At 61.3% G+C, this 20,011-nt stretch carries 16 protein-coding genes and 1 pseudogene; 7 read left to right on the forward strand and 10 right to left on the reverse strand.

Annotation, left to right across the window (positions count from 1 at the left end; translation table 11 throughout):
* The first annotated feature begins 110 nt into the window (after positions 1 to 110).
* Positions 111 to 2,507 (forward strand): transketolase, encoded by a 2,397-nt coding sequence (locus FJ964_RS29230; RefSeq protein WP_140554055.1) that lies wholly within the window; start codon positions 111 to 113, stop codon positions 2,505 to 2,507.
* Between the two features lie 51 nt (positions 2,508 to 2,558).
* Here the strand turns inward: FJ964_RS29230 and FJ964_RS29235 are convergent, their stop codons facing one another.
* Positions 2,559 to 4,676 carry a conjugal transfer protein TraA gene (locus tag FJ964_RS29235; protein WP_140554056.1) on the reverse strand — a complete coding sequence of 706 codons (2,118 nt, stop codon included), beginning with the start codon at positions 4,674 to 4,676 and terminating at the stop codon, positions 2,559 to 2,561.
* Positions 4,676 to 5,080 carry a plasmid mobilization relaxosome protein MobC gene (locus tag FJ964_RS29240; protein ID WP_140554058.1) on the reverse strand — a complete coding sequence of 135 codons (405 nt, stop codon included), beginning with the start codon at positions 5,078 to 5,080 and terminating at the stop codon, positions 4,676 to 4,678. Before FJ964_RS29240 ends, FJ964_RS29235 begins: the two co-directional genes overlap by 1 nt.
* 262 nt (positions 5,081 to 5,342) lie before the next feature.
* Between FJ964_RS29240 and FJ964_RS29245 the strand changes: the two genes are divergently transcribed.
* From FJ964_RS29245 to FJ964_RS29260, 4 genes are all read left to right on the forward strand, one after another.
* Positions 5,343 to 6,041, forward strand: coding sequence for a ParA family protein (locus FJ964_RS29245; protein WP_140554059.1), 699 nt, complete (start codon positions 5,343 to 5,345; stop codon positions 6,039 to 6,041).
* Positions 6,041 to 6,376, forward strand: a complete 336-nt coding sequence (locus FJ964_RS29250) for a hypothetical protein (protein WP_140554061.1) — start codon at positions 6,041 to 6,043, stop codon at positions 6,374 to 6,376. The genes FJ964_RS29245 and FJ964_RS29250 overlap by 1 nt, the downstream gene beginning before the upstream one ends.
* Positions 6,377 to 6,512: 136 nt before the next feature.
* Positions 6,513 to 7,043 carry a helix-turn-helix transcriptional regulator gene (locus tag FJ964_RS29255; RefSeq protein WP_224713366.1) on the forward strand — a complete coding sequence of 177 codons (531 nt, stop codon included), beginning with the start codon at positions 6,513 to 6,515 and terminating at the stop codon, positions 7,041 to 7,043.
* A gap of 175 nt (positions 7,044 to 7,218) precedes the next feature.
* Positions 7,219 to 7,461, forward strand: coding sequence for a WGR domain-containing protein (locus tag FJ964_RS29260; RefSeq protein WP_140554117.1), 243 nt, complete (start codon positions 7,219 to 7,221; stop codon positions 7,459 to 7,461).
* Between the two features lie 147 nt (positions 7,462 to 7,608).
* Here the strand turns inward: FJ964_RS29260 and FJ964_RS29265 are convergent, their stop codons facing one another.
* The 3 genes and pseudogenes from FJ964_RS29265 to FJ964_RS29275 all read right to left on the reverse strand — a co-directional run bounded on the left by FJ964_RS29265 (position 7,609) and on the right by FJ964_RS29275 (position 10,101).
* The gene (locus tag FJ964_RS29265) at positions 7,609 to 7,935 is read right to left on the reverse strand and encodes a DUF736 domain-containing protein (RefSeq protein WP_140554063.1); all 327 of its coding nucleotides are present in this window, start codon (positions 7,933 to 7,935) and stop codon (positions 7,609 to 7,611) included.
* 142 nt (positions 7,936 to 8,077) lie between these two features.
* On the reverse strand, positions 8,078 to 8,404 hold the full coding sequence (locus FJ964_RS29270; protein WP_140554064.1) for a DUF736 domain-containing protein: 327 nt from the start codon (positions 8,402 to 8,404) through the stop codon (positions 8,078 to 8,080).
* A gap of 550 nt (positions 8,405 to 8,954) precedes the next feature.
* Positions 8,955 to 10,101: pseudogene (locus tag FJ964_RS29275) on the reverse strand (IS110 family transposase).
* Positions 10,102 to 11,058: 957 nt separating this feature from the next.
* Here FJ964_RS29275 and FJ964_RS29285 point away from each other — a divergent pair.
* Positions 11,059 to 11,925 carry an alpha/beta hydrolase gene (locus FJ964_RS29285; protein WP_140554067.1) on the forward strand — a complete coding sequence of 289 codons (867 nt, stop codon included), beginning with the start codon at positions 11,059 to 11,061 and terminating at the stop codon, positions 11,923 to 11,925.
* A 66-nt stretch (positions 11,926 to 11,991) separates the two neighbouring features.
* Here FJ964_RS29285 and FJ964_RS29290 read toward each other — a convergent pair whose 3' ends face one another.
* The 5 genes from FJ964_RS29290 to FJ964_RS29310 all read right to left on the reverse strand — a co-directional run bounded on the left by FJ964_RS29290 (position 11,992) and on the right by FJ964_RS29310 (position 18,440).
* On the reverse strand, positions 11,992 to 12,915 hold the full coding sequence (locus FJ964_RS29290; protein WP_140554069.1) for a DUF2493 domain-containing protein: 924 nt from the start codon (positions 12,913 to 12,915) through the stop codon (positions 11,992 to 11,994).
* 295 nt (positions 12,916 to 13,210) lie between these two features.
* Positions 13,211 to 14,245, reverse strand: coding sequence for a toprim domain-containing protein (locus tag FJ964_RS29295; RefSeq protein WP_140554118.1), 1,035 nt, complete (start codon positions 14,243 to 14,245; stop codon positions 13,211 to 13,213).
* Between the two features lie 262 nt (positions 14,246 to 14,507).
* On the reverse strand, positions 14,508 to 14,918 hold the full coding sequence (locus tag FJ964_RS29300; RefSeq protein ID WP_318013088.1) for a DUF2958 domain-containing protein: 411 nt from the start codon (positions 14,916 to 14,918) through the stop codon (positions 14,508 to 14,510).
* The gene (locus FJ964_RS29305; RefSeq protein WP_140554072.1) at positions 14,827 to 15,783 is read right to left on the reverse strand and encodes a zincin-like metallopeptidase domain-containing protein; all 957 of its coding nucleotides are present in this window, start codon (positions 15,781 to 15,783) and stop codon (positions 14,827 to 14,829) included. Before FJ964_RS29305 ends, FJ964_RS29300 begins: the two co-directional genes overlap by 92 nt.
* A 425-nt stretch (positions 15,784 to 16,208) precedes the next feature.
* On the reverse strand, positions 16,209 to 18,440 hold the full coding sequence (locus tag FJ964_RS29310) for an EAL domain-containing protein (protein ID WP_224629000.1): 2,232 nt from the start codon (positions 18,438 to 18,440) through the stop codon (positions 16,209 to 16,211).
* A 367-nt stretch (positions 18,441 to 18,807) separates the two neighbouring features.
* Between FJ964_RS29310 and FJ964_RS29315 the strand changes: the two genes are divergently transcribed.
* On the forward strand, positions 18,808 to 19,866 hold the full coding sequence (locus FJ964_RS29315) for an aminopeptidase (RefSeq protein ID WP_140554074.1): 1,059 nt from the start codon (positions 18,808 to 18,810) through the stop codon (positions 19,864 to 19,866).
* The last annotated feature ends 145 nt before the right edge of the window (positions 19,867 to 20,011 follow it).

Consider the following 20,011-nt stretch of genomic DNA (forward strand, 5'->3'; position numbering starts at 1 on the left):
GCATCGAAATTGGCTTGAACTCACCGATATGGCCTTACCTGATAGCAATTTTAGCTGCAATCGCCCTGCCGATTTTCCTATCCTCATCATATCAAATGATGGAGCACGACATGGACGATCCTAAACTTGCGTGCCTTGAGGCTCTCGAGCGGAAGGTGCTGTGGTTGTCCACATGGATGATCCACAATGCCAACAATCTTCGACCCAATGACGACGGGCTCAAAGTTGGAGGCCACCAAGCATCGTCGGCATCGCTCGCCACCATAATGACGGCGCTCTACTTCGCGGTCTTGCGTCCTGAAGACAGGGTCGCGGTGAAGCCGCACGCAAGTCCGGTCTTCCATGCCATTCAGTATCTCTTCGGCAAGCAGACACGCTCGAAATTGGAATCGTTCCGCGGCTACGGAGGGGCGCAATCTTATCCATCACGCACGAAGGATACCGACGACGTGGACTTCTCGACGGGCTCCGTCGGCCTGGGGGTCGCACAGACGCTGTTTTCCTCATTGGTGCAGGATTATCTTCGAGCCAAAGGCATGGCCTGCACTCTCGCCGAGGGCCGCATGGTCGCGCTCATCGGCGATGCCGAGATGGATGAGGGTAACATCTTTGAAGCTCTGCTTGAGGGCTGGAAACACGGACTCCGCAACACCTGGTGGATCGTCGACTACAATCGACAAAGCTTGGACGCGGTGGTGCGGGAAGGGTTATGGGAGCGCTTCGTCTCGCTGTTTCGCGATTTCGGTTGGGAGGTGGTGATCCTCAAATACGGTTCCCTCCTCGAGGAAGCCTTCCAGGAACCCGGGGGCGAGGCTTTGCGAAGCTGGATCGACAACTGTCCCAACCAGCTCTACTCGGCTTTGGCCTACCAAGGCGGGGCGGCATGGCGAAAGCGCTTGATCGATGATCTTGGCGACCAAGGCCAGGCTTCCAAGCTGATTGAAAGCCGCTCGGATCAAGACCTAGCGCGTTTGATGACCAACCTCGGTGGGCACGACTTGCGCTCATTGTTGCAGGCCTTCCAGGACGCGCGCGAGCACGATCGCCCGGTTTGCTTTGTCGCCTACACGATCAAGGGATTCGGCCTGCCGCTGGCGGGCCACAAGGATAACCATGCGGGGCTGATGACCTCAAAGCAGGTCGAGGACCTGCGCGCTAGCCTTGGCGTTCGGCCCGGTTACGAATGGGATCCATATGAAGGTCTCCTGCTGCCCGCCGAAGAACTGGCCGTTTTTGTACAGGCGGCCCCATTCAACGCCCGGCGCCGAGCGCCCCATCAGGCCGGGAAAATCGCTGTTCCTGCTGCCTTCACCATTGAAGTGCAATCGCCAGTTTCGACGCAGCATGGCTTTGGAACTCTCATGCACGAGATCGCCAAGGCCGACACTGATCTCGCGAGAAGGATCGTCACGGTGTCGCCGGACGTGACCATCTCTACCAACCTTGGCGCATGGGTAAATCGCCGAGGTCTGTTTGCCCGGGAAGAGAAGGCCGACCTGTTCAGAAAAGAGCGGATTCCTTCGACCTTCAACTGGGAATTCTCGCCAAAGGGCCAACACATCGAACTCGGCATTGCCGAGATGAACCTGTTTCTAACTCTCTCCGCTCTCGGGCTCTCCCATTCGATATTTGGCGAACGGCTGTTACCGGTAGGAACCCTCTATGATCCGTTTATCGAGCGCGGCCTCGATGCTCTGAACTATGCCTGCTACCAAGATGCCCGCTTCATTGTCGTGGCCACTCCCTCTGGGATCAGTTTGGCGCCTGAAGGCGGCGCACACCAATCGATAGCAACACCACTGATCGGCATGGCGCAGGACGGGCTTGCCAGCTTCGAGCCAGCCTTCGTTGACGAGCTCGCAACAATCCTGCGGTTTTCATTCGACTACATGCAGCGCGATGGAGATGGTCATGCCGATGCCGTGAGCTGGCTCAGGGACGCAACGGGTGGCTCCGTGTATCTCAGACTTTCGACGCGGCCGATTGAGCAGCCCAAACGCGTTGTTGATCAGGCGTTGGCTGAAGACATCCTCAGTGGAGGCTATTGGATGCGCAAGCCAGGACCAAATGCCCAGATCGTGGTCGCCTATACGGGAGCGATTGCACCCGAAGCGATAAATGCGATCGGGTTGATCGGGGAGGACCGCCGCGACGTAGGCCTCTTGGCCGTAACGTCTGCAGACCGCCTGAATGCCGGATGGACTGCTGCGCAGCGCGCAAGGGAGCACGGCCTGGCACACGCACGAAGCCACATCGAACGATTGCTCGCCGGCGTCCCCTCCAATTGCGGGCTCATCACCGTGATCGATGGCCACCCTGCGACCCTTGCCTGGCTCGGGTCCGTCCAGGGCCATAAGACCCGGTCCCTCGGCGTAGAAGATTTCGGCCAGACGGGCACCATCGCAGATCTGTATCGGCATTATGGAATTGACGCGCAAAGCATTGCACAAGCCGCGCAGTCGCTGTCGCCCGGAAGGCCAATCCGGCATTTGCGAGCCGCACTCTAAAATCTCGGCTCAACGAGGCACATGGCCAGCGGACGCTTGTGCGGTTCCTCCCTACTGCTCGCGCTCGTCGCGATCACGCATGTGGCGCTGTTCCAATTCCTGCTCCAATTCGCGCAGGTGCTCTGGCGATCGTTGCGATGCATCAGTTTGCGAGGCACACCGCTCCGGGATTCCACTCGGTCTTTCAGCCGCCGGCTGCCCGGCTTCATTCATCCTTTCGGCGGCAATCCAACCGGGAGGGTCACGGGCCTGACGAGCGCTCCCCAACCGTTCGTCTCGCGGAAGCTCATGGCTTCGGTCCAATGCCGCGTTGCCAGAAACCGGCTCGTGCGTCGACTTCGGTGGCGTTCGAGCATCCTGCGGATCGGCCTCGGCCGACGTCGAAACCTCGCGGGAGGCGCTTGGCTTGCCGCGACCCACCTCGCCTGCGACAGGCTGTTGTTCGGAGAACCGGAGATTTTCCCGGCGGATGCTCATCACCTCGCGCGCGGCTTCTGTGATCTCGTGGAATCGGGCCCGCTCGCCCGGCCCGACGGAACGCTCAATGTCGGCCAGAATGGCCTCGACCCGTTTCTCGTATGCCTGCAATTCAGCACGTGTCATCGCATGCATGGCAGCCTCGTCGCCTCCAAAAAGTTCTCGTGACAGATGTCCCTTAGCCTCATTCGTGTCCGGCCTTCGCCGATAGACCGCAGTCGCGTGGATTTGGCTAACCCGCAATGCGGCCCGGATTCGTTCGAGATGATCTTCGGCGAACTCGGCGACCTTCCTGACCGAGCTATCACGCGCAATTTCGCGCCATACCTGGGCAGCCGCTGCCGCGTATTGGGCACTCCGGCTCGACAGTGCTGCGTCAGGGATATTGGAACGCTTGGCTAGATAGCGTTCCCGTGCCGACTGGCTGGTGCCCTCATGCTCGGTTCTCCCCGCATAGCTGACAGGCCGCACCTGGGTTCGAGTATAGGCGGGCGCACTTGCAAATTCGCGACGGTCGGTCAGCTCCATATTGATTCCGCGCTGTCGGGCTTTCTCGGCCATCAATGAGCGCCACGCCCGGAAGACCTGGGGGCTGGTCTCGATACGTTCTCCTGACTCCGAACGCATGGTGACGATCGCGTGAGCGTGGATATGCGGCCGCTTGCCACCCTGCGCCATTCCCTTTGGATCCTCAGCCGGATCGTGCATGGCGTAAGCGTAGCGATGCCCTGCGAATTGATCGCCCAGGAAGTCCCGCACCGCATCTCGAAAGGCGGTTGGATCGGTGCCAGCGCGCGCGGACAAGATTAGATGCATGACGTCACGTCCCTTGCGGCTTTGCATTTGCCTGCGCCAATGCCTCTGGACGAGACCGCCGGCCCGCTCGAAAGTAGCGATGCAGGTGCCCCTATTATCGCGCACCTGCCCATCAAAGCGTTCGACCATTTCACGAACCCGGCTCAGCGCGAAGGCAACGCCATTGCCGTGACCGCGAAATAGAATTCGCGCCTGCACGACGCTGCCGATCTTGCTCCTGTCGAACCGCTCCTGTGCGATTGCAGCAGCCTTTGCGTCGCCGCTCAGGCGCTCGCCGTCAGGCCCGCGCAATAGCAGGACCCCGTGCACTCGAAGATGAGCGCCGTCCACGTCTTCGATTGCATAGACAAAGCGGCGCTCTCCGAATGCGGCGCGCAGGACATGGCGAAAGATCTGGTCGCGATCGTTTTCCTGTGTCTTTTTGTTTACCGCTACCTGGAACAGACCAATGTCCCGGCTCGAGGCACGATTGTCGAAAAGATGCTCCCATTGCGTGCGCAGCTGCGAGAGGGCCGCCTTTCCGGTGATCTGCTCGCCCTTCTCGGTTTCGACCGCCAGTTCGCCATTCCGGGAAGTATAGCCGAGCATCGCGGCGACGCGCACGCCTCCACCATAGGAAGCGAGCTTGACCACCGCCGGCTGGCTTCCATGCGCCACGGCTATGATCCGTTGTCGAATCGACCGATGGAGCTCGACGTCCCTGCGACGAAACGAAAGCCTGCCGCCGCCTTGTGTGTCGTCTGGGCTGAACGCCGCCCCGCCCTTTCGACACCACTCCCATTCATGGCGCTCGCCTCGTCCCAGCTGCAGTTCGTGAAGCAGCGCTGCGCGACGGCGTTCCCAGTCCCGTTCGAAAGCACCCAGGAAGAATTCCATTAGCGCGCACCAAGGCGGCGAGCCGAGCTGGCGCGCTTCGTCATCTGAGAGAGCTCGGCCGCGACCGTCAATGCAATGGCGCGGGCATCGTCCGCGGCTGCGGCTACATCCGAAGCCGCAGCCATGCGCCCAGTGTTGAGTTCGCGTATGGCCTGATTGAGAGCGTTGCCAACAGCACGCAAATCCTTGGCGAGGAGTTGCAGGATCGCCTGATCCTCCTCATTCAAAAACGGCCGGAGGCCCGCCCCCTCGCAAGCAAGCGAGCGGACGAAGGCCGAAACCGACAGGCCGGCGGTCTCCGCAGCCGACGCGAGCGCGGCAAGTTCCTCTGGCGCGAACCGAATATGCGCGACCTTCTCCCTCCTCGCCGGCCGACCTGAAACCGTTGCGTTGGCTGGAGTCATGGACCGTCTGCCTCGCTCGCGGCCAAGCCGCGGATCGGGGGCTTGTCCCCCGATCGTCAGGAAAAATGTATCACATTTTTCCGTATCCTGCCAACCAATATGACATCGGAAAGCAGGAATTTTCCCAAAAAAAACACTTTATCATTGTCATTCAGACATCGTTTTTCTACATTCATAGAAATTCATGTGCCCACGGACCCATACTTGAGCAATCCTGGATTCGTGTGCGAGTAGAAACACACGCTCAGAGGAGAATTCGCGCATGCCTATCGTGATCTCCGCCATCAATGGCAAAGGCGGCGCCGGCAAGACCACCACTTTGATGAACATTGCCGGCGAGTATGCATTGCGCGGTACGACGGTCGCGATGGTTGACATGGATGGTAGAAGCAATCTGACCAAATGGTGGAGCGACTGCCACGACAAGGCCGCGCAACCAGAAGGCATCAGCGTCTTCGGCCATAAGACGGCCAAGTCGCTGGATGCGTTCATTGAGCGCCATGCCCATCGTTTTGACTACCTCCTCATCGACACGCCTGGAGAGGATATTTCCACCATTGACCCTGTGATTGGACGGTCCGATCTGGTGATCTCTCCAATTCAGCCGTCCAAGCGCGAGGTCTTGGGCGCGATTGACTGCTTCCAGTCCGTCGTGAGGGTCAACGAGCTCCGCGGCGGGTCATGTCGCCACGGCGTCTTGCGCACCCGGATTTCGATGACTGTTCGGCAGACGGAACTTTATCGCAAGATTCGTCCCATCATCGAGGACAAGGTCGGGACCTATCTCTTTAGGGCCGAGGTAATGGAACGCAACATCTATAAGGATATCCAGAACGGCACTGGCACTCTCCAGATGCAGGCGTTGTCCGAGGCTGTAGGCAAAGCGCGTCGCGAGACGCAAGAAGTGGTGGGCGAGATCGATGCCCTGTTGAGTCCCCTTCCAAAAGCCGAGCACGCCTGATGGGCCGCAAGGAAAGCCTGTCCCTGGACGAGTTCGCACTCGCTGCGCGAAAGCAATCGTCGGGAGGTGACGAAGATCGCCCGTCCAATGACATCAGCACAGACCGCGAGCCCGACGGCACATCGCAGACGGGCAGCGACTTGAGGCAGGAGGCCAGGAAGGCCTTGCGCAGGATGAAGCGAGAGCGGGTGAAGGGGGAAAGTTGCTTTGTGAACGTGAACCTCGACCGAGCGACCAAGCGGCGGCTGAAACTGGCCTCCTTCACCGCCGAAACATCGATGCAGGCGATCATGGAACAGGCGATCGCAAAGTATCTGGACGACCTTGGCCTTTGATTACAGCCGATCGACAGATCTCCCTTCATGGTCCTGGATATGGAATTTGATCGCAGGCCCACTCACCTGCTAGGCTTGAGGTCACGTTGGCTCTGTTTTTTCATGTATCGGGCAATTTGGGGCGAAGAGTCGCGTCTTGTGGGCGCGCTTCGCGGCACACACAGGAGCGGGTAAACCCGTCGCAATGGCAATCAAGGACGTCCAGAAATACATAGACGAGCATGGACTCATCGAAACGGCAGACGCTGAGTCCGAGAAGCCGGTCTACAGGAAACCAGGTTTCGAAGGCATCCGGAGCTTCGGCGACATGGAGCAGGCTTTCAGTCGGTTCGTACGGGAGCGTCGCGACGCCAGGCGGCTCAATCGGGCGCAGATGGGGATCATGGTCGGCTTGCACGAGACGATCTTTGCACGTTACGAGCGCGCCTTTTCAAAGCTGCATGCGACCAGACTACTTCACATCTGCGAGATTCTGGACTGCTCACCGATCGAAATGATCCATTTCGCAGCCCCGCATTTTTTCGGTGAGAGTCGTCAGGAAGCCGACGACAAGCTGAAGCTGATCTTGCGTGTGCTTGATATGCCTGCTTCCACCGCCTCAAGCCTGTTGAACCTTGTCGAGGGCCTCGTCGGTGAACAGGCCGGCGACCATCCGCGCGACCGGTGATTAGCCCGGGAGGATTAGCCCTCCGGGAAAGCTGTCCCCGTTTGCAGACGTGTCGTCATGCTGCCCCCTCGCCTTTGTCCGATAAGGCGACATTCGATCAAGTTTTTGAATCGATGCCGAGCCACGGATTCGAAAGATGCATTGGACGGATCCCATGGCGAGGATCGATAGTCGGATGCATGAACAACGCGCCCGACCCGTATTCCTGCGCCGTATTGATGGCGCTCGTAACATGGCACGATTTTATGTCCTGTCATTGCAACCCACCCTGTTCGGCGAAATGTCGCTGGTCCGGCTATGGGGACGGATTGGCACCCGAGGCCGCCAGAAAGTCCACTTTTTCGAAGATTGCAGGCAGGCAGCCTCGGAGCAGTCGCGGTTGGCGGGACGAAAGATCAAGCGGGGTTACATGAGCTAGGATCGATGAAACCACGATCGTTTCTAGCGCGCAGAACCTGCTTTCGACTAACGCCTTTCTGCGGACCGCTTCGCTCTTGCTCAAGGTTGCTCTCACGACCTGAGAGGCCAGATGCCCCGGCCGAACAGGCCGGGGCACTTGCGGACCTCAGTCGCCACGCCGGCTATTAGGACGGGACCAGATCAGCGAGAAGCCTTGGCCTTCCTCGTCTTCGAAAAGGTTGGCGTAGATCGGGGCGTTGAAGCTTGGATCATCGAGCTTGAGGCCCATATAGTCGCGGCCATCGCTGGAGCGCTTGGACCAGGCAGCGCCGATCTCAGCGCGGCCGACCAGCACGCGGTGTGTGGGGGCGTTTTCGTTCGTGGGGCGCTGGTCGGGGACGATGCGCACAGCCTTGACTTGGACGCTGAGCGTAACGATTTCGCCGGTGAACTCGTTGGAGCCGGTCTTCTTGAAAATACCGATGGTCGCCATTGTAGGTCTCCTTGTCCGTTTTCCGAGCCCGCACCATTGCGGCCTCACATGAGGGACCGCTCGTCAAGCTGTGGCTCTGAGCTGCTGAGTGGCCGGTTTCTGGAGGACGCCCCGCTGGGTGCGAGGCGTCCTGGCAGGGTGCTCAGTCGCCGTTGCGGCGGTTCGGACGTGACCAGATGAGGCTGTAGCCCTGGCCGTCCTCACCCTCGACGAGGTTGGCGTAGATCGGAGCGGTGAAGCTCGGGTCGTCGAGCTTGAGACCCAGGTAGCTGCGACCCTCGTTGGACTGCTTGGACCAGGCGGCCCCGATTTCGATCCGACCGACGAAGACCCGGTGGCTGGGAGCGTTTTCGCCGCTGGAGCGCGTATCGGGAACGATACGGACCTTCTTGGCCTGGAGGGAGAGGGTGACGATCTCGCCGCTGAACTCGTTGTTGTCCGATTGCTGGAAGTTGCCGATGGTAGCCATTGTCGTTCTCCTGACTGGTTGCCGAAGCCGCCCTGTGCGGCCTCGATAGCGGTCGTGAGGCGACGATCGGGCCGACTGCATCCTGTGGACCGCAGCGTCAGCGGAGGACGGCGGCAGCCGAGCTTGTTGTCCCGCGAGGAATGCGGCAAAGCCGCAGGGGAAGAAGGTCGGCGAAGCCGTTGCAGGCAGAGGCCCGACCGGCGCCAGACCAGCCAGTAGAGAGGCCGCACAGGGAGGATTCCAGCATCAGTCCCACGAGAACGATGCTGGCCATTGTCCCTTCAGCCATGCATCGGCACAAGCAGCGCGATCCCTACCGCCACATGAACCTGAGGTCTGAGCCCGTTTCCTGATCCGCGCGTTTGCACGTATCAACCTCACATCCGGTCGCCGCTCGAGCGGCTGCACCATAATCCCGCCTGCGGCGGCAAGGGCTCAGGAGGACGAGACCAGTCTCGATGACGGCGTCAAAGCCATGCCGCAATGCGGTCGTCCACCCGGTTCCGGCGGGCTGATCAGGCCCAGGCCGAACTGGAATGCGATCAGATCGTCATGGTCTGACAAACGCTCCTTCGATCACCACGCCGGCGCTGACGTATTTCCATAGAGCCACGACCAGCTTGCGGGCCAATGCGGTGATCATCACCTTCTTGAAGCGTCCGCCATTCTGGGCGACTCGTTCGTTGAACCAGCGGCTGAGCGCTGAGGCGGGCTGGTGCCGCAACCAGAGCCACGCCATTTCCAGCAGCGTCGATCGCAGGCGCGGATTTCCGGATTTTCCGATCCCCTGTTCCCGGTCGATCGACCCGCTTTGCCATGGCGTCGGCGCAAGGCCGGCATAGGCCGCCACCTGCCGGCGATTGTCGAAGCACCGGAACAAGCCCTCTCCCCACAGCACGGCCGCAAACTCCGGTCCGATACCGACGACTTTCGACAGCACAACCACTTCACGCGCCGATCGGCGTTCTTCGGCGAGCATGGCGTCCCGTTCCGCCTCGACTGCCTTGATCTGATCGAGCAGCATTTCCATTCGGTCGACCTCACGCAGAACCTGGCGCTTCATATGTTCGGGCAGATCCCGTCCATCGCCTGTGCGAAGTGTCTCCAGCTGATCGCGACGATCACGTCGCAGAGGATCGTAGCCGGTGATGCCCTGTGACAAGAGAAGACCCTTGATCCGGTTGCCGGATACGTTCTTCCATCAACACCTTGCGCTCCCGGACGATGCGGCGGCGATCCTCCTCATCGGGGGTCGGCACGCGTAGCATGGAGCAGACCCGCGGTTCGCCACGCTTGAACGCCAGCAGCGCCCGGATAAGGGTCTCGCCATCAAGCCGATCCGTCTTGACCCGCCGCTTGCGCCGAGACGTTGCTATGGATGCTGCGTCAACGACATGAGTGTCGTGGCCTTCTGCTTTCAGAACCCGGTGGACCCAGAAGCCGTCGAGCCCAGCTTCTTGGATGATGACGAACGGATAGTCTCGGCCGGTTCGGTCACGAGCCTTTTGCTTTAAAAGAGCGAGGCGACCAAGAAGCCCAGCAATATCCCCGCCGGGGATGGAATGGCGCGATAGCTTCTCGCCAGCTCCCGGTGAGATGGAGGTGATCAACCAGGTCTTCTTGCTCAACTCCACCGACACGAAGATCGCATCAAGCTCCCTGTGCGCCGCATTTTCTTGAATACCGTCCTGCGTCATCTCCTGCTCCTTTCCGCAACGGCCAACAATGCCTGCTGCATCAGAGCAGGTCGTAGCCATTACTCATAGGATCTCGATGGCGATCAGCAGGCCGCAGGCGATCGACGACGCACCCCGCAGGGGCCTGACAGCCAAGAAGGTCTTTCTTGTCTCGCGAGGAATGGCGGAGACCCGGGGGCTCCCGCGCGGCCTGTGGCGTGGGTGAGTCCCGCAAGGGGAAGAAAGTCCGACGCCGCTGTTGCGTCAAAAGCGATTGAGGCGTCAGCCGGTCTTCGGCCAGATCAGGCCATCGAAGAGGCCGCGTGGAGCGGTAGAAGGTACGGCCAAACCGACCAATGGCGACCGTCGGGCAAGCAAGGTGACATCGCATCCAGAGGCACCGGCTTCGTCCCCTCGGTTCAGGCCATTTTGCTGTGTTCCACCCGGTTCTGCCAACGGGGAGGTCTCCCAAGTCCATGCGCATCAGCGGTTCGGTCAAACTTAACGATGCCGCATCTTGCGCTCCGAGTAAGGCACCAGCTGGATCAAATGGTGGTCCCGCGGCGATGCCGACCTGAGCCGCGCGACGTGGCGGCTGATGGCCGCCGCCATGTCAGCGACCGGCAGGAATGTCGATACGCGGCAAGAGCTGTGCCCACGATCGAAAGATCTTCCATCGTTCGAGGGCATGATCTGCTTCACGGCGCCGTGCGTCGGCGCGACGCGGCGATCGCGGTCGAGCGGCGAGCGGCGAGCGGCGAGCGGCGAGCGGCGAGCGGCGAGCGGCGAGCGGCGAGGCCGTTGGCATCAAGCGGTCAGCCGGGTCAAGGATCAGCGCACATGAGAGGCGGCGGCGCGTCATGCGACCGTCTGGGAACAGATGCGTGCGCGCGTCATTATCCTCCGAATCTGAGGCGTAGGGATGTGGGGCCCGCCGCGCCTCGAAAGCGATTTGCAGACGGTATTATCGAAGAGCTGATGTTCGCGGGCTTCAAGCTGGAAACAATCGCACTGCCAGAAGCAATCCTCCGGGTGCGCGTGGGCGGGGACGGGCCGCCGATTTTGCTGCTGCACGGACATCCGCGCACGCATGCGACCTGGCACCGTGTGGCTCCGCTCCTGGCGGCGCATCATACTGTGATCTGCCCCGACCTTCGCGGCTTTGGCCAATCATCCAAGCCCAAGGACACGCCCGACCATGAAGGCTCTTCCAAGCGCGCCAAGGCTCGAGACTGTATTGCGCTCATGAAGCATCTCGGATTTGCTCATTTCGGGCTTGTTGGTCACGATAGGGGCGCTTACACGGCGTTTCGGACCGCCATGGACCATCCGGAGTCGGTGAGCCGCTTGGCGATCCTGGAGGGCATTCCCATCGCGGAAGCACTTTCCCGTTGTGACGCGCGGTTTGCAACAGCCTGGTGGCACTGGTTCTTCTTCGCACAGGCCGAAATACCCGAACGTGCGATTTTGGCCGACCCCGACGCTTGGTACGGAGGGAGTCCCGAGGATATGGGTCGGGAAGCCTACGCAGACTTCCGTACCGCCATCCACGACCCGGCAACGGTTCACGGCATGATCGAGGACTACCGGGCAGGGCTGGGGATCGATCGTCAGCACGATGAGGAGGATCGGGCCGCGCGCCGCATGCTCGAATGTCCGCTTCTCGTTCTTTGGTCCGCTCGTGACGATCTAGAGGATCTATACGGCGACATTCCAGCGATCTGGCGTTCCTGGGCCCCTGACGTGAGGGGTCATAGCCTGGACTGCGGTCACCACATGGCGGAAGAGGCGCCTGAGATACTGGCGCGTGAACTGCGTAGGTTCTTCCGGTCCGCCAGGCAGTGATGCCTTTCGACCAGTCGTGTCCCCAGACCGGCCCCTTCCCACCTCCGATCTAGTCGATCAGGCGGCTTAAGCGCCGCCGAACCTCCACACCGGGATGCCGAGCCTCTTGGCCTTGTCGGCGAGATTGTCGTTGATGCCCGTTCCGGGGAAGTGCATCACGCCCTTCGGCACGATCTCCAGCATTGTGTCATTGCGCTTGAAGGGCGCGGCGCGGCCGTGCTTCGTCCAGTCCGGCGCAAAGCCGATCTGTGGCACGTTGCGGTTCTTCGCCCAAAGCGAGGCAATCTTCTCGGCGCCCTTCGGCGACTTGCCATGAACCAGCACCATGTCGGGGTGCTTCTCGTGAACTTGGTCGAGCTTGGCCCAGATCAGCCGGTGGTTGTCGAAGTCGAGCCCACCGGTGACGACGATCTTCGGACCCGGCGGCAGGAGCACCTCCTGATCGGCGCGCTTCTTCGCCATCAGAAAATCGCGGCTGTCGATCATCGCCGAGGTCAGATCGCGATGGTTGACCCTCGATCCGCTGCGCGGGAGCCAAGTCTTGCCAACGTGGCGTTCGTAGTGTTCGGCGGCCTGGTCGCGCATCAGCTCGAAAGCGTTCTGGCGTTCGATGAGCGTCATGCCCTCAGCGATCAGGCGCTCCAGTTCGACCGACTTCACCTCGCTGCCGTCCTGTTCTCGCTGCGACCGCTTCTGCGCCTGCTCGTTGTCGTCTAGCTCGCGCGCGATCCGCTCGGCGGCGCGGTGGAATACGTTGGTGGTCGACCAGAGGAGATCGTCGAGGTCGGGTTCGAGTCGCGTGTCCTCCAGGGTGCCGATCAGGGCGTCGAAGATGTTGGCGACAGCGCCCGCGACCTGGTTGCCGTCGGGCAAAAGCCGCTGGTCAGGCTCATCGGCAAAGGGGCGATAGCCATGGAGCTGGAGTTCGTTGAGGGCATGGTCGGTGGGTGAGGATTCGTGGTGCGGTTCGTAGTCGTCGTGCTCGCGCATGGGGATGCTCCGTCGGTTGGACCGCGACCGTCGCGGCCTTTATGGCGACGAAGCCCACGGGCCCGACGGCCGGGCACGCGGAGCGCAAGCGCAGGGCTCGATGGCTAAGGCCGGCTATTTTGCCTCGCGATGGAAAGCGGCCTTGAGGCCGCGCCGGAAAATAGTCGGCCTTAGCCATTGCCCGGCTGGCCGGCTTGTGGGCCGATCGCTCTCTCGAAGGCCGAGGCACGGTCCTCTGCGAAGGATTGACGTCCGCCGAGCACGGCGGCGATCCCCACGCCTGTCCTCCAGCCGGCTATGTCGTCAACGCCATGAAGCGGGCCATGTCCTGCGGCGCGACCTGCAACCGGGCTTCCATGCGCAGTGCGTCCAGGCCGAGGGTGCACAGATCCTCGTTGAAGTCGCCGAGCTGGGGCGAGATCACGATCGACTCGATCCCGGCCGCGTTCGCCCGTTCGACCAGCCTGTCCCGCGCGCGATCGCCGGCGGAATCATCGTCGCGCAGAATATAGAGCCGCCGCAGCGTGTCGGGGAAATGGATCGCCGCGAGATGGGCTGCCGAGAGTGCCGCGAGCATCGGCATGTCGGGCAGGACCTGCCGGATCGACAGAACGGTCTCGATGCCTTCGCCTGCCGCTAACACCTCGCCACCAATGCCGAAACGGACCGCATTGCCAAGAAGGTCGCCCAGCGCCCGTCTCGGCGTGTCGATAGGCGCCTTGTCGCGGCGTGTCGGGTCGAGCCAGGTGCGATGCACCCCGCTGATCCGGCCGTCGAGGTCGGTTACGGCCGCGATCATGGCCGGCCATGTCTCGATCGGCGAATGCTCGTCCGGACGATAATAGCAGCGCGGGTGGAAGCGCAGGTTTCCGGTTCCGCGTAGATCGGTAATGCCGCGTTCGCGCAAATACAACTGTACGAGCGTGCCCGCGATCGGCCGCGACATACCGAACAGGCGGCGGGCGGCTACGGGTGAACGATGCGGCGGTGCGGGCTGACGGATTGCGGCCGGCGTCGGCCCGGGCAATGGCATGCTGAGGAAGGCCCGCGCCTCGTCGGCAATTTCCTTGAACCTGAGCAGACCGCAGCTTTCCCGGATCACGTCGAGGAGATCGCCGTGCTCGCCGGTGGCGGCATCTACCCATTTGCCGGCCGGGCCCTTCGGCGAGTCCTCGAGCCGAACAAACATGGAGCGGCCGGGCGTGTTGCGCACATCGCCTACGACCCAGTAGTGCCCCTCGCGGTGACCGACGGACAGATAATGACGGCACACTGCCTCGGCCTGCCGGCCAAGACGGTGTGCGAGGTTGGAAGCGTCGTGAAGGGTAATCATGCTACCCCCGCCTGCCCGCCTCTACGCCGCCGATGTTGAACTGCGCGAGCACGAGCTGGGTGAAGGGAATATTGCGCGAGGAGGGCAGCGTGATCTTCTGGACAAAAGTAGGCATCGAGATTGCTCCGCGACGGGCGGCCGAGAGCCTCTCTCTCGACCTCCGACCCGTCACAAAATCCCGTTCCTCCTCTCGCTGTCTGGCGCCGCTTAGGTGCGCGGGCAGGATCATGTATGGGTCGCGGTCAGCGGTGAAAGCGCATCACGTGGCCGCCTGGCTCCCTCGGGGATGCTGCCGCTCCCATAGCCGGCTCGCCGCCACACACAGACGAGAAGCAGGATCCTCGAACAGGACGTCAGGTTCCATGCCGAGACCGGCAGGGAGGCGGACGGCCGTTATGTCGACGATGACGACCGAGCCGAGTTCGGGCTTGCCGAGATTAGCCAAGGCCGAACAGGGGTCGCGATCTTCATCGGGCTCGGCGGCGAGCCTGTCGATGGATGAAGATGTCCATTGACGTGGAGAGGCCGTCGCCATCGCGGTGGCTGGCGAGCAGGCGCTCGCATCAGGCGTAGGAGGATCAGGCCATTGTCTGGCCGGTCGAAAGCTGGGCCTCGTCTGCATCACCGGCGGGGACAAAGCCAAGTAGCCAGCAAGCTGCCTTGCCGGCATAGGACGCGGCGCGCACGATGGCGCGATTGTCCTCCCGCAGCACCTCGAGCCAGGCCCCGATGTAATCCGCGTGCCGGACGGTCGGCACGATGCCAAGCGATGCGCAGCAGAAGGCTGCGGTCATCTCGGCGACCAACTCCTCGAAGGCGTAATCCTTCGTGCCGAAGCGACCGGTCATATCGCGGCCCAGACGAGATGGATGCCCGGTGGCGTGTCCCAACTCGTGCAACGCCGTTCGGTGCCAGTTGATAGGCTCGAAATACGCCTGGGGCGGCGGGATCTGCACATAGTCGAGCGCCGGAACGTAGAAGGCGCGGTTGCCGCCGATGCGGAAGTCGATTGCCGTCGCGCGGATCAACGCCTCGACTGTTGGCTCGATCAGGGCCGGCGGCGGAGACGGCGCGACCATCCCCACACTCTCCGGCAGATTCTCGCACTGTGCGACATTGAAGACAGTGAAGCGCTTCAGGAACGGGATCGCCTGGGCTTCCTCGCCCGCCTCGCGTGCGCGCCGCTTCTCATCTTCGGGCACAAAGCGATCGGCATAGACTACGGTCGTGCCTCGTTCGCCCGTGCGCACATTGCCGCCAAGCGCGAGCGCCTGGCGAAAGGTGAGCCAGCTTTGGCCGGAAAATCCGTGCTCGATCACCGCGCCCCAGAGGATCAGAACGTTGATCCCGGAATAATGCCGGCCGGTGGCGGCGTTCCTCGGCAGTGCGAGGCTCGCCTTCGCCGCCGCCGTCCCCCAGGGCTGGACCCAGGGCACGCGCCCCGCCTCCAGTTCGGCGATGATCTTGCCGGTAATTTCGTCAAAAAGGCTCGTCCGGTCCTGGCCGGCACGAGCGGATGCGTTCTTTCTGGACATCGCGGGTCTCCGCGACGGGCGCCGGGAGCCTCTCTCCCAGCCCTCAACCCGTCGCGGCCCACCCGTTTGCACTCTCACTCTGACCGCCCTCACTCAACGCCATGGGTTGACGCCGACACGAGAGGCGCGCCGTGGGGAAAGTGTTCGACCGCCATCCATGGAGCGGTTGGCTGTGTCGTACCGCTCTCACAGACGCGCGCACAGGCAAGGTACTCGCAGCCGTCCCAGCGATGTCTACGCTTGTCCCAGCTGGCCGCGAGAGACTTTCGAGGTACGACTGGTGAGCTGCGGAGGAGCAACAATGTCGTGGAATGCTGGCGGGTTTTGTGACCAGCCGCCCGTTTCGGCTCTGGAGCGGTGGGCACACGAACGACCACGCCGCCAAGGACCGCACAAGCTGTTGCGAGATGTCGGGTTTTCGGTACCTAGGCAGAAACGCGCCGGGATCTTCCCTCTAGGAGATTCTGGAGCTCCTCTTTCGGCACCGGCTTGGATAACAAATAGCCCTGCAACTGGTCGCAGCCGAGCTTGCGCAGAAAATCGCATTGGCTCTGCGTCTCAACGCCTTCCGCCGTGGTGTTGAGTCCACTGACGCGCGCCATGTCGATGATCGCCTGAACGATGGCCTCGTCACCATTGGAGCGGCCAAAGCCCTGCACAAAGCTTCGATCGATCTTGATCCTGTCCACGTCCAGGGTCTGGAGGCGTCCCAGTGAGGAAAATCCCGTGCCGAAATCATCAAGAGCAAAGCGCACCCCGATGCTGCGCAGCGCCTCGATGTTGCGCTGGCATTCGGTCGGGCGCTCCGACAGCGTGCTTTCCGTAACCTCCAGTTCGAGGCGCCGGGGATCCATCTGCGCCTCCAATAAGATGCTCGTCACCTTCAGGGCGAAGCTCGGATTATTCAGCTGCAAGGCTGATACATTGACCGCCAAGGTGTCGATGGGCAAGGACACGGCATCAAGGCATGCCTGCCGCAGAACCAGTTCGCCCAGTTGGTCGATCAGCCCCGTTTTCTCGGCCAGTGGTACAAACAAATCCGGGGCTACCCAACCACGCTCCGCGTGAGACCAGCGGGCCAGGGCTTCTACGCCCGCCATTCTGTTGGTGTCGGCGGTGTAGAGCGGCTGATAATGGACCTGGATCTGGCCAGGCACTTGCAGCGCCTTGCGTAGCTCCTGTTCGAGGTCCTTGCGCATGGCCAGCGTCTGGTCCATCTCGGCTTTGAAGAAGACATAGCCGCTGCGGCCCGCCGCTTTGGCGTGATAGAGCGCAACGTCGGCTTTGCGCACCAATTCGTCCCGGTCACATCCGTCCCTCGGAGCAAGCGCTGCGCCGACACTCACGCCGACGAAGACCTGAACCCCGGCCACTTCGAAGGGTCGGCGAGCGGTTTCAATCAACCGCTCACACAGGGTTTTGACCTCATGCTCTCCTGCGACCTGGCGGTGGATGATGATGAACTCGTCGCCGCCCAGGCGCGCGACCGTATCTGCTTCCGTGGTGAGCCGTCTTAGCCTGTCCGAGAATTCCCTAAGCAGCTCATCGCCGGCGGGATGACCGAAGCTGTCGTTGACCTGCTTGAAGCGGTCGAGGTCGAGGTAGAGAATTGCGAGCTGGTCGCCTGTCGAGGGCAGCCGTGTCAGCGCATCGGCCAAGCGGTCATTGAACTGGCTGCGATTGGGCAGGGCGGTCAGTAGATCATTGTGGGCGAGGTGATAGATTCGGTCTTCGGATTCGATCAGCTTCAAGGTCCGCCTGCGAAGGCTCATCAGGACGACGATGACGCCGCCCAGTAGCAGCCCGAACGTAGCGACGAGCATTGGCCCCAGTTGAGAAAATACCGACGCCCCAGGCCGATATGGTTGCCAGACAAAGAAGCCGATAGTCGAACCGGATCGGTCAATCAGCGGATAAGACGCCTCTCCCCGAGCAAGCATGTTGACCCAGGAGAAGCGCGCGCCGTCGAGCAGGTAGTCCTGCCGCAAGGAGGTGATGAGACTGCCATCGAGATATCGAACCGCGATATGTAGAAATTCCTGACCGGGTTCTTGTGCGATGTGGCCAGTGTCGGAGACGACAGGCTTGATGCTCACGATGGCAGGATGGCCGGAGATGACCGCCATATCGGAAGCGCCTATCGTGAGGACCTGCTTCGTAACGCCTTCGGTGTCCCCTCGCTTCAGTCTTGCCCTGAGGTCGTCGACAAGACGCGCGGTATTCGAATGTATGGATCGGTAGCTGCCGGGCTCGACAGTTGAGCCGCCCAGCGATGCGTAGACTGGCTCATTATCGGGATCGAGAATGTAGAGTTCGTCATGGCCGAAATACGTGTGCATCCAGCTGCCGAGATTGACATCGAGCCATTTCGTATCATGGCTTCGCAGTGCGGTGACCGCGTCGTCCCAAACCGTGACGCTCTCCTGGTCGTGTGCAACTCCGCTCTCGAGCTTGGATATGATCAGTGCAACCAGACTTTGCTGCCGTGACACGGCAACGCCGTCGGTCTGAACCGTGGACCACAGCAAAAGGCCTGTGGTGGCCATCGCAACAAACAGTGACAGCCCAATGATGGGCAAAGCCGTTCTCAACAGAAAGAGACGACGGGTTGGCTCGCCGAAATGTCGTAGCAGCTTCATGGGTTTGCCATACGTCATGAAAACTTCTGGACCGTTAAAAGGAATTACTCGGCCAATGAGGGCATGCGACGCTGGTGAGCGAGCGAGGGGCCTGCCGGCTTCGATCGCTTCGGAGGAAAACGGGAACTCGCGAAGCGGTCCCCGGCAGCAGACCGGCAGATGGGGGACGCGGTGTCCGCGAAGGAGGCCCCGCGGATGCTGCCGACACCGTGATGGTGGGGCCTTCGATAGTGCGTGAGCGAACGTTCGCATTTGCCAATCTTGCTAAGGTCGAGACACCGACCGCAATCCCTTCAGATTTTGACCAAAATTGGCGCGCCTGTTTGAGACAGCAGGCAATGGGGACATTGGCTCCCTGCGGAGATGAGCAAGCGGTGGGCAAGCTGTGAAGCGCGTTTTTCGGTTGATTGCCGCGGTGATCGTGGCGTCCGGGGTGACCGGTTGCACCAGTATTTCCTATTACGCGCAGTCATTGGAGGGTCATGCACAGATCATGGCGGCTCGCGAAAATGTCGCAAAACTGATCCAGGATCATTCGACGCCCGCGGCATTGCGCACCAAGTTGACGTCGGCCAGCGCCATACGACGGTTCGCGACAGATGAACTGGCACTGCCTGAAAACAACAGCTACCACAGCTACGTTGATATTGGTCGGGACGCTGTGACCTGGGCCGTTTTTGCTGCGCCCCGGTTCTCGCTGACGCCACGAATATGGTGCTTTCCGGTTTTCGGCTGCGTTCCGTACCGGGGTTATTTTGCTCGGAAAGCTGCGACTGAAAGCGCTGGCGAACTTCATAGACAGGGGCTGGACGTCTACGTCACAGGCGTCACGGCCTATTCCACGCTGGGATGGTCCAGTGACCCACTGCTCAGCACCATGCTGCGCCAGGACGACACGTATCTTGCAAGCGTCATCTTTCACGAACTGGCGCATCAGCGCATCTATGTAGATGATGACTCCGCATTCAATGAAGCCTTCGCGGCTGCCGTCGAAACCACCGGCGTAAGGAAATGGCTCCGCACAATCGGCGATTACGCCCGATTGCGCCGCTACGAAGCCGATCGCAAGCGCAGCGCCGATTTTGTCGGGCTGGTGTCGAAAACTCGGGACGAGTTGAGGCACATCTTTGAAAGTTCCCGTACTTCGCAGCAGATGGCGGCTGCCAAAGCAGCCGCCATCGACAAGCTGCGGATGGGCTACCGGCAAATGCGCCAAAAGCGCTGGGCCGGATACCGGGGATACGACGCCTGGTTCGATGCGCCGATCAACAACGCAAAGCTGGGCGCGACTGCCCTCTACAGCGAACAGGTTCCGGCGTTTCTTCGTTTGTTCGACCGGTGCTCAGGCGATTATCCAAGGTTCTACGCTTCTGTTCGACGGATCGCGCATTTGCCCAAACCTTCCCGTACCCAAGCGTTGAAGGCTGCAGAGACTTGTGATTGACGTGAACAAGCACGGGAGCGGGGCAGTGCTACAATGTGAGATGAGGACCGTTGGCGAATCGGCGGATTCGGACCTCAAACAGCTGAGAAGTGTTCGTCTCGCACGCCATCCAGCACTTCGTCGACTTCGTTGCGGTGGAAGACGT

The sequence above is a fragment of the Mesorhizobium sp. B2-3-2 genome (assembly GCF_006442295.1).
Classification (GTDB): Bacteria; Pseudomonadota; Alphaproteobacteria; order Rhizobiales; family Rhizobiaceae; genus Mesorhizobium.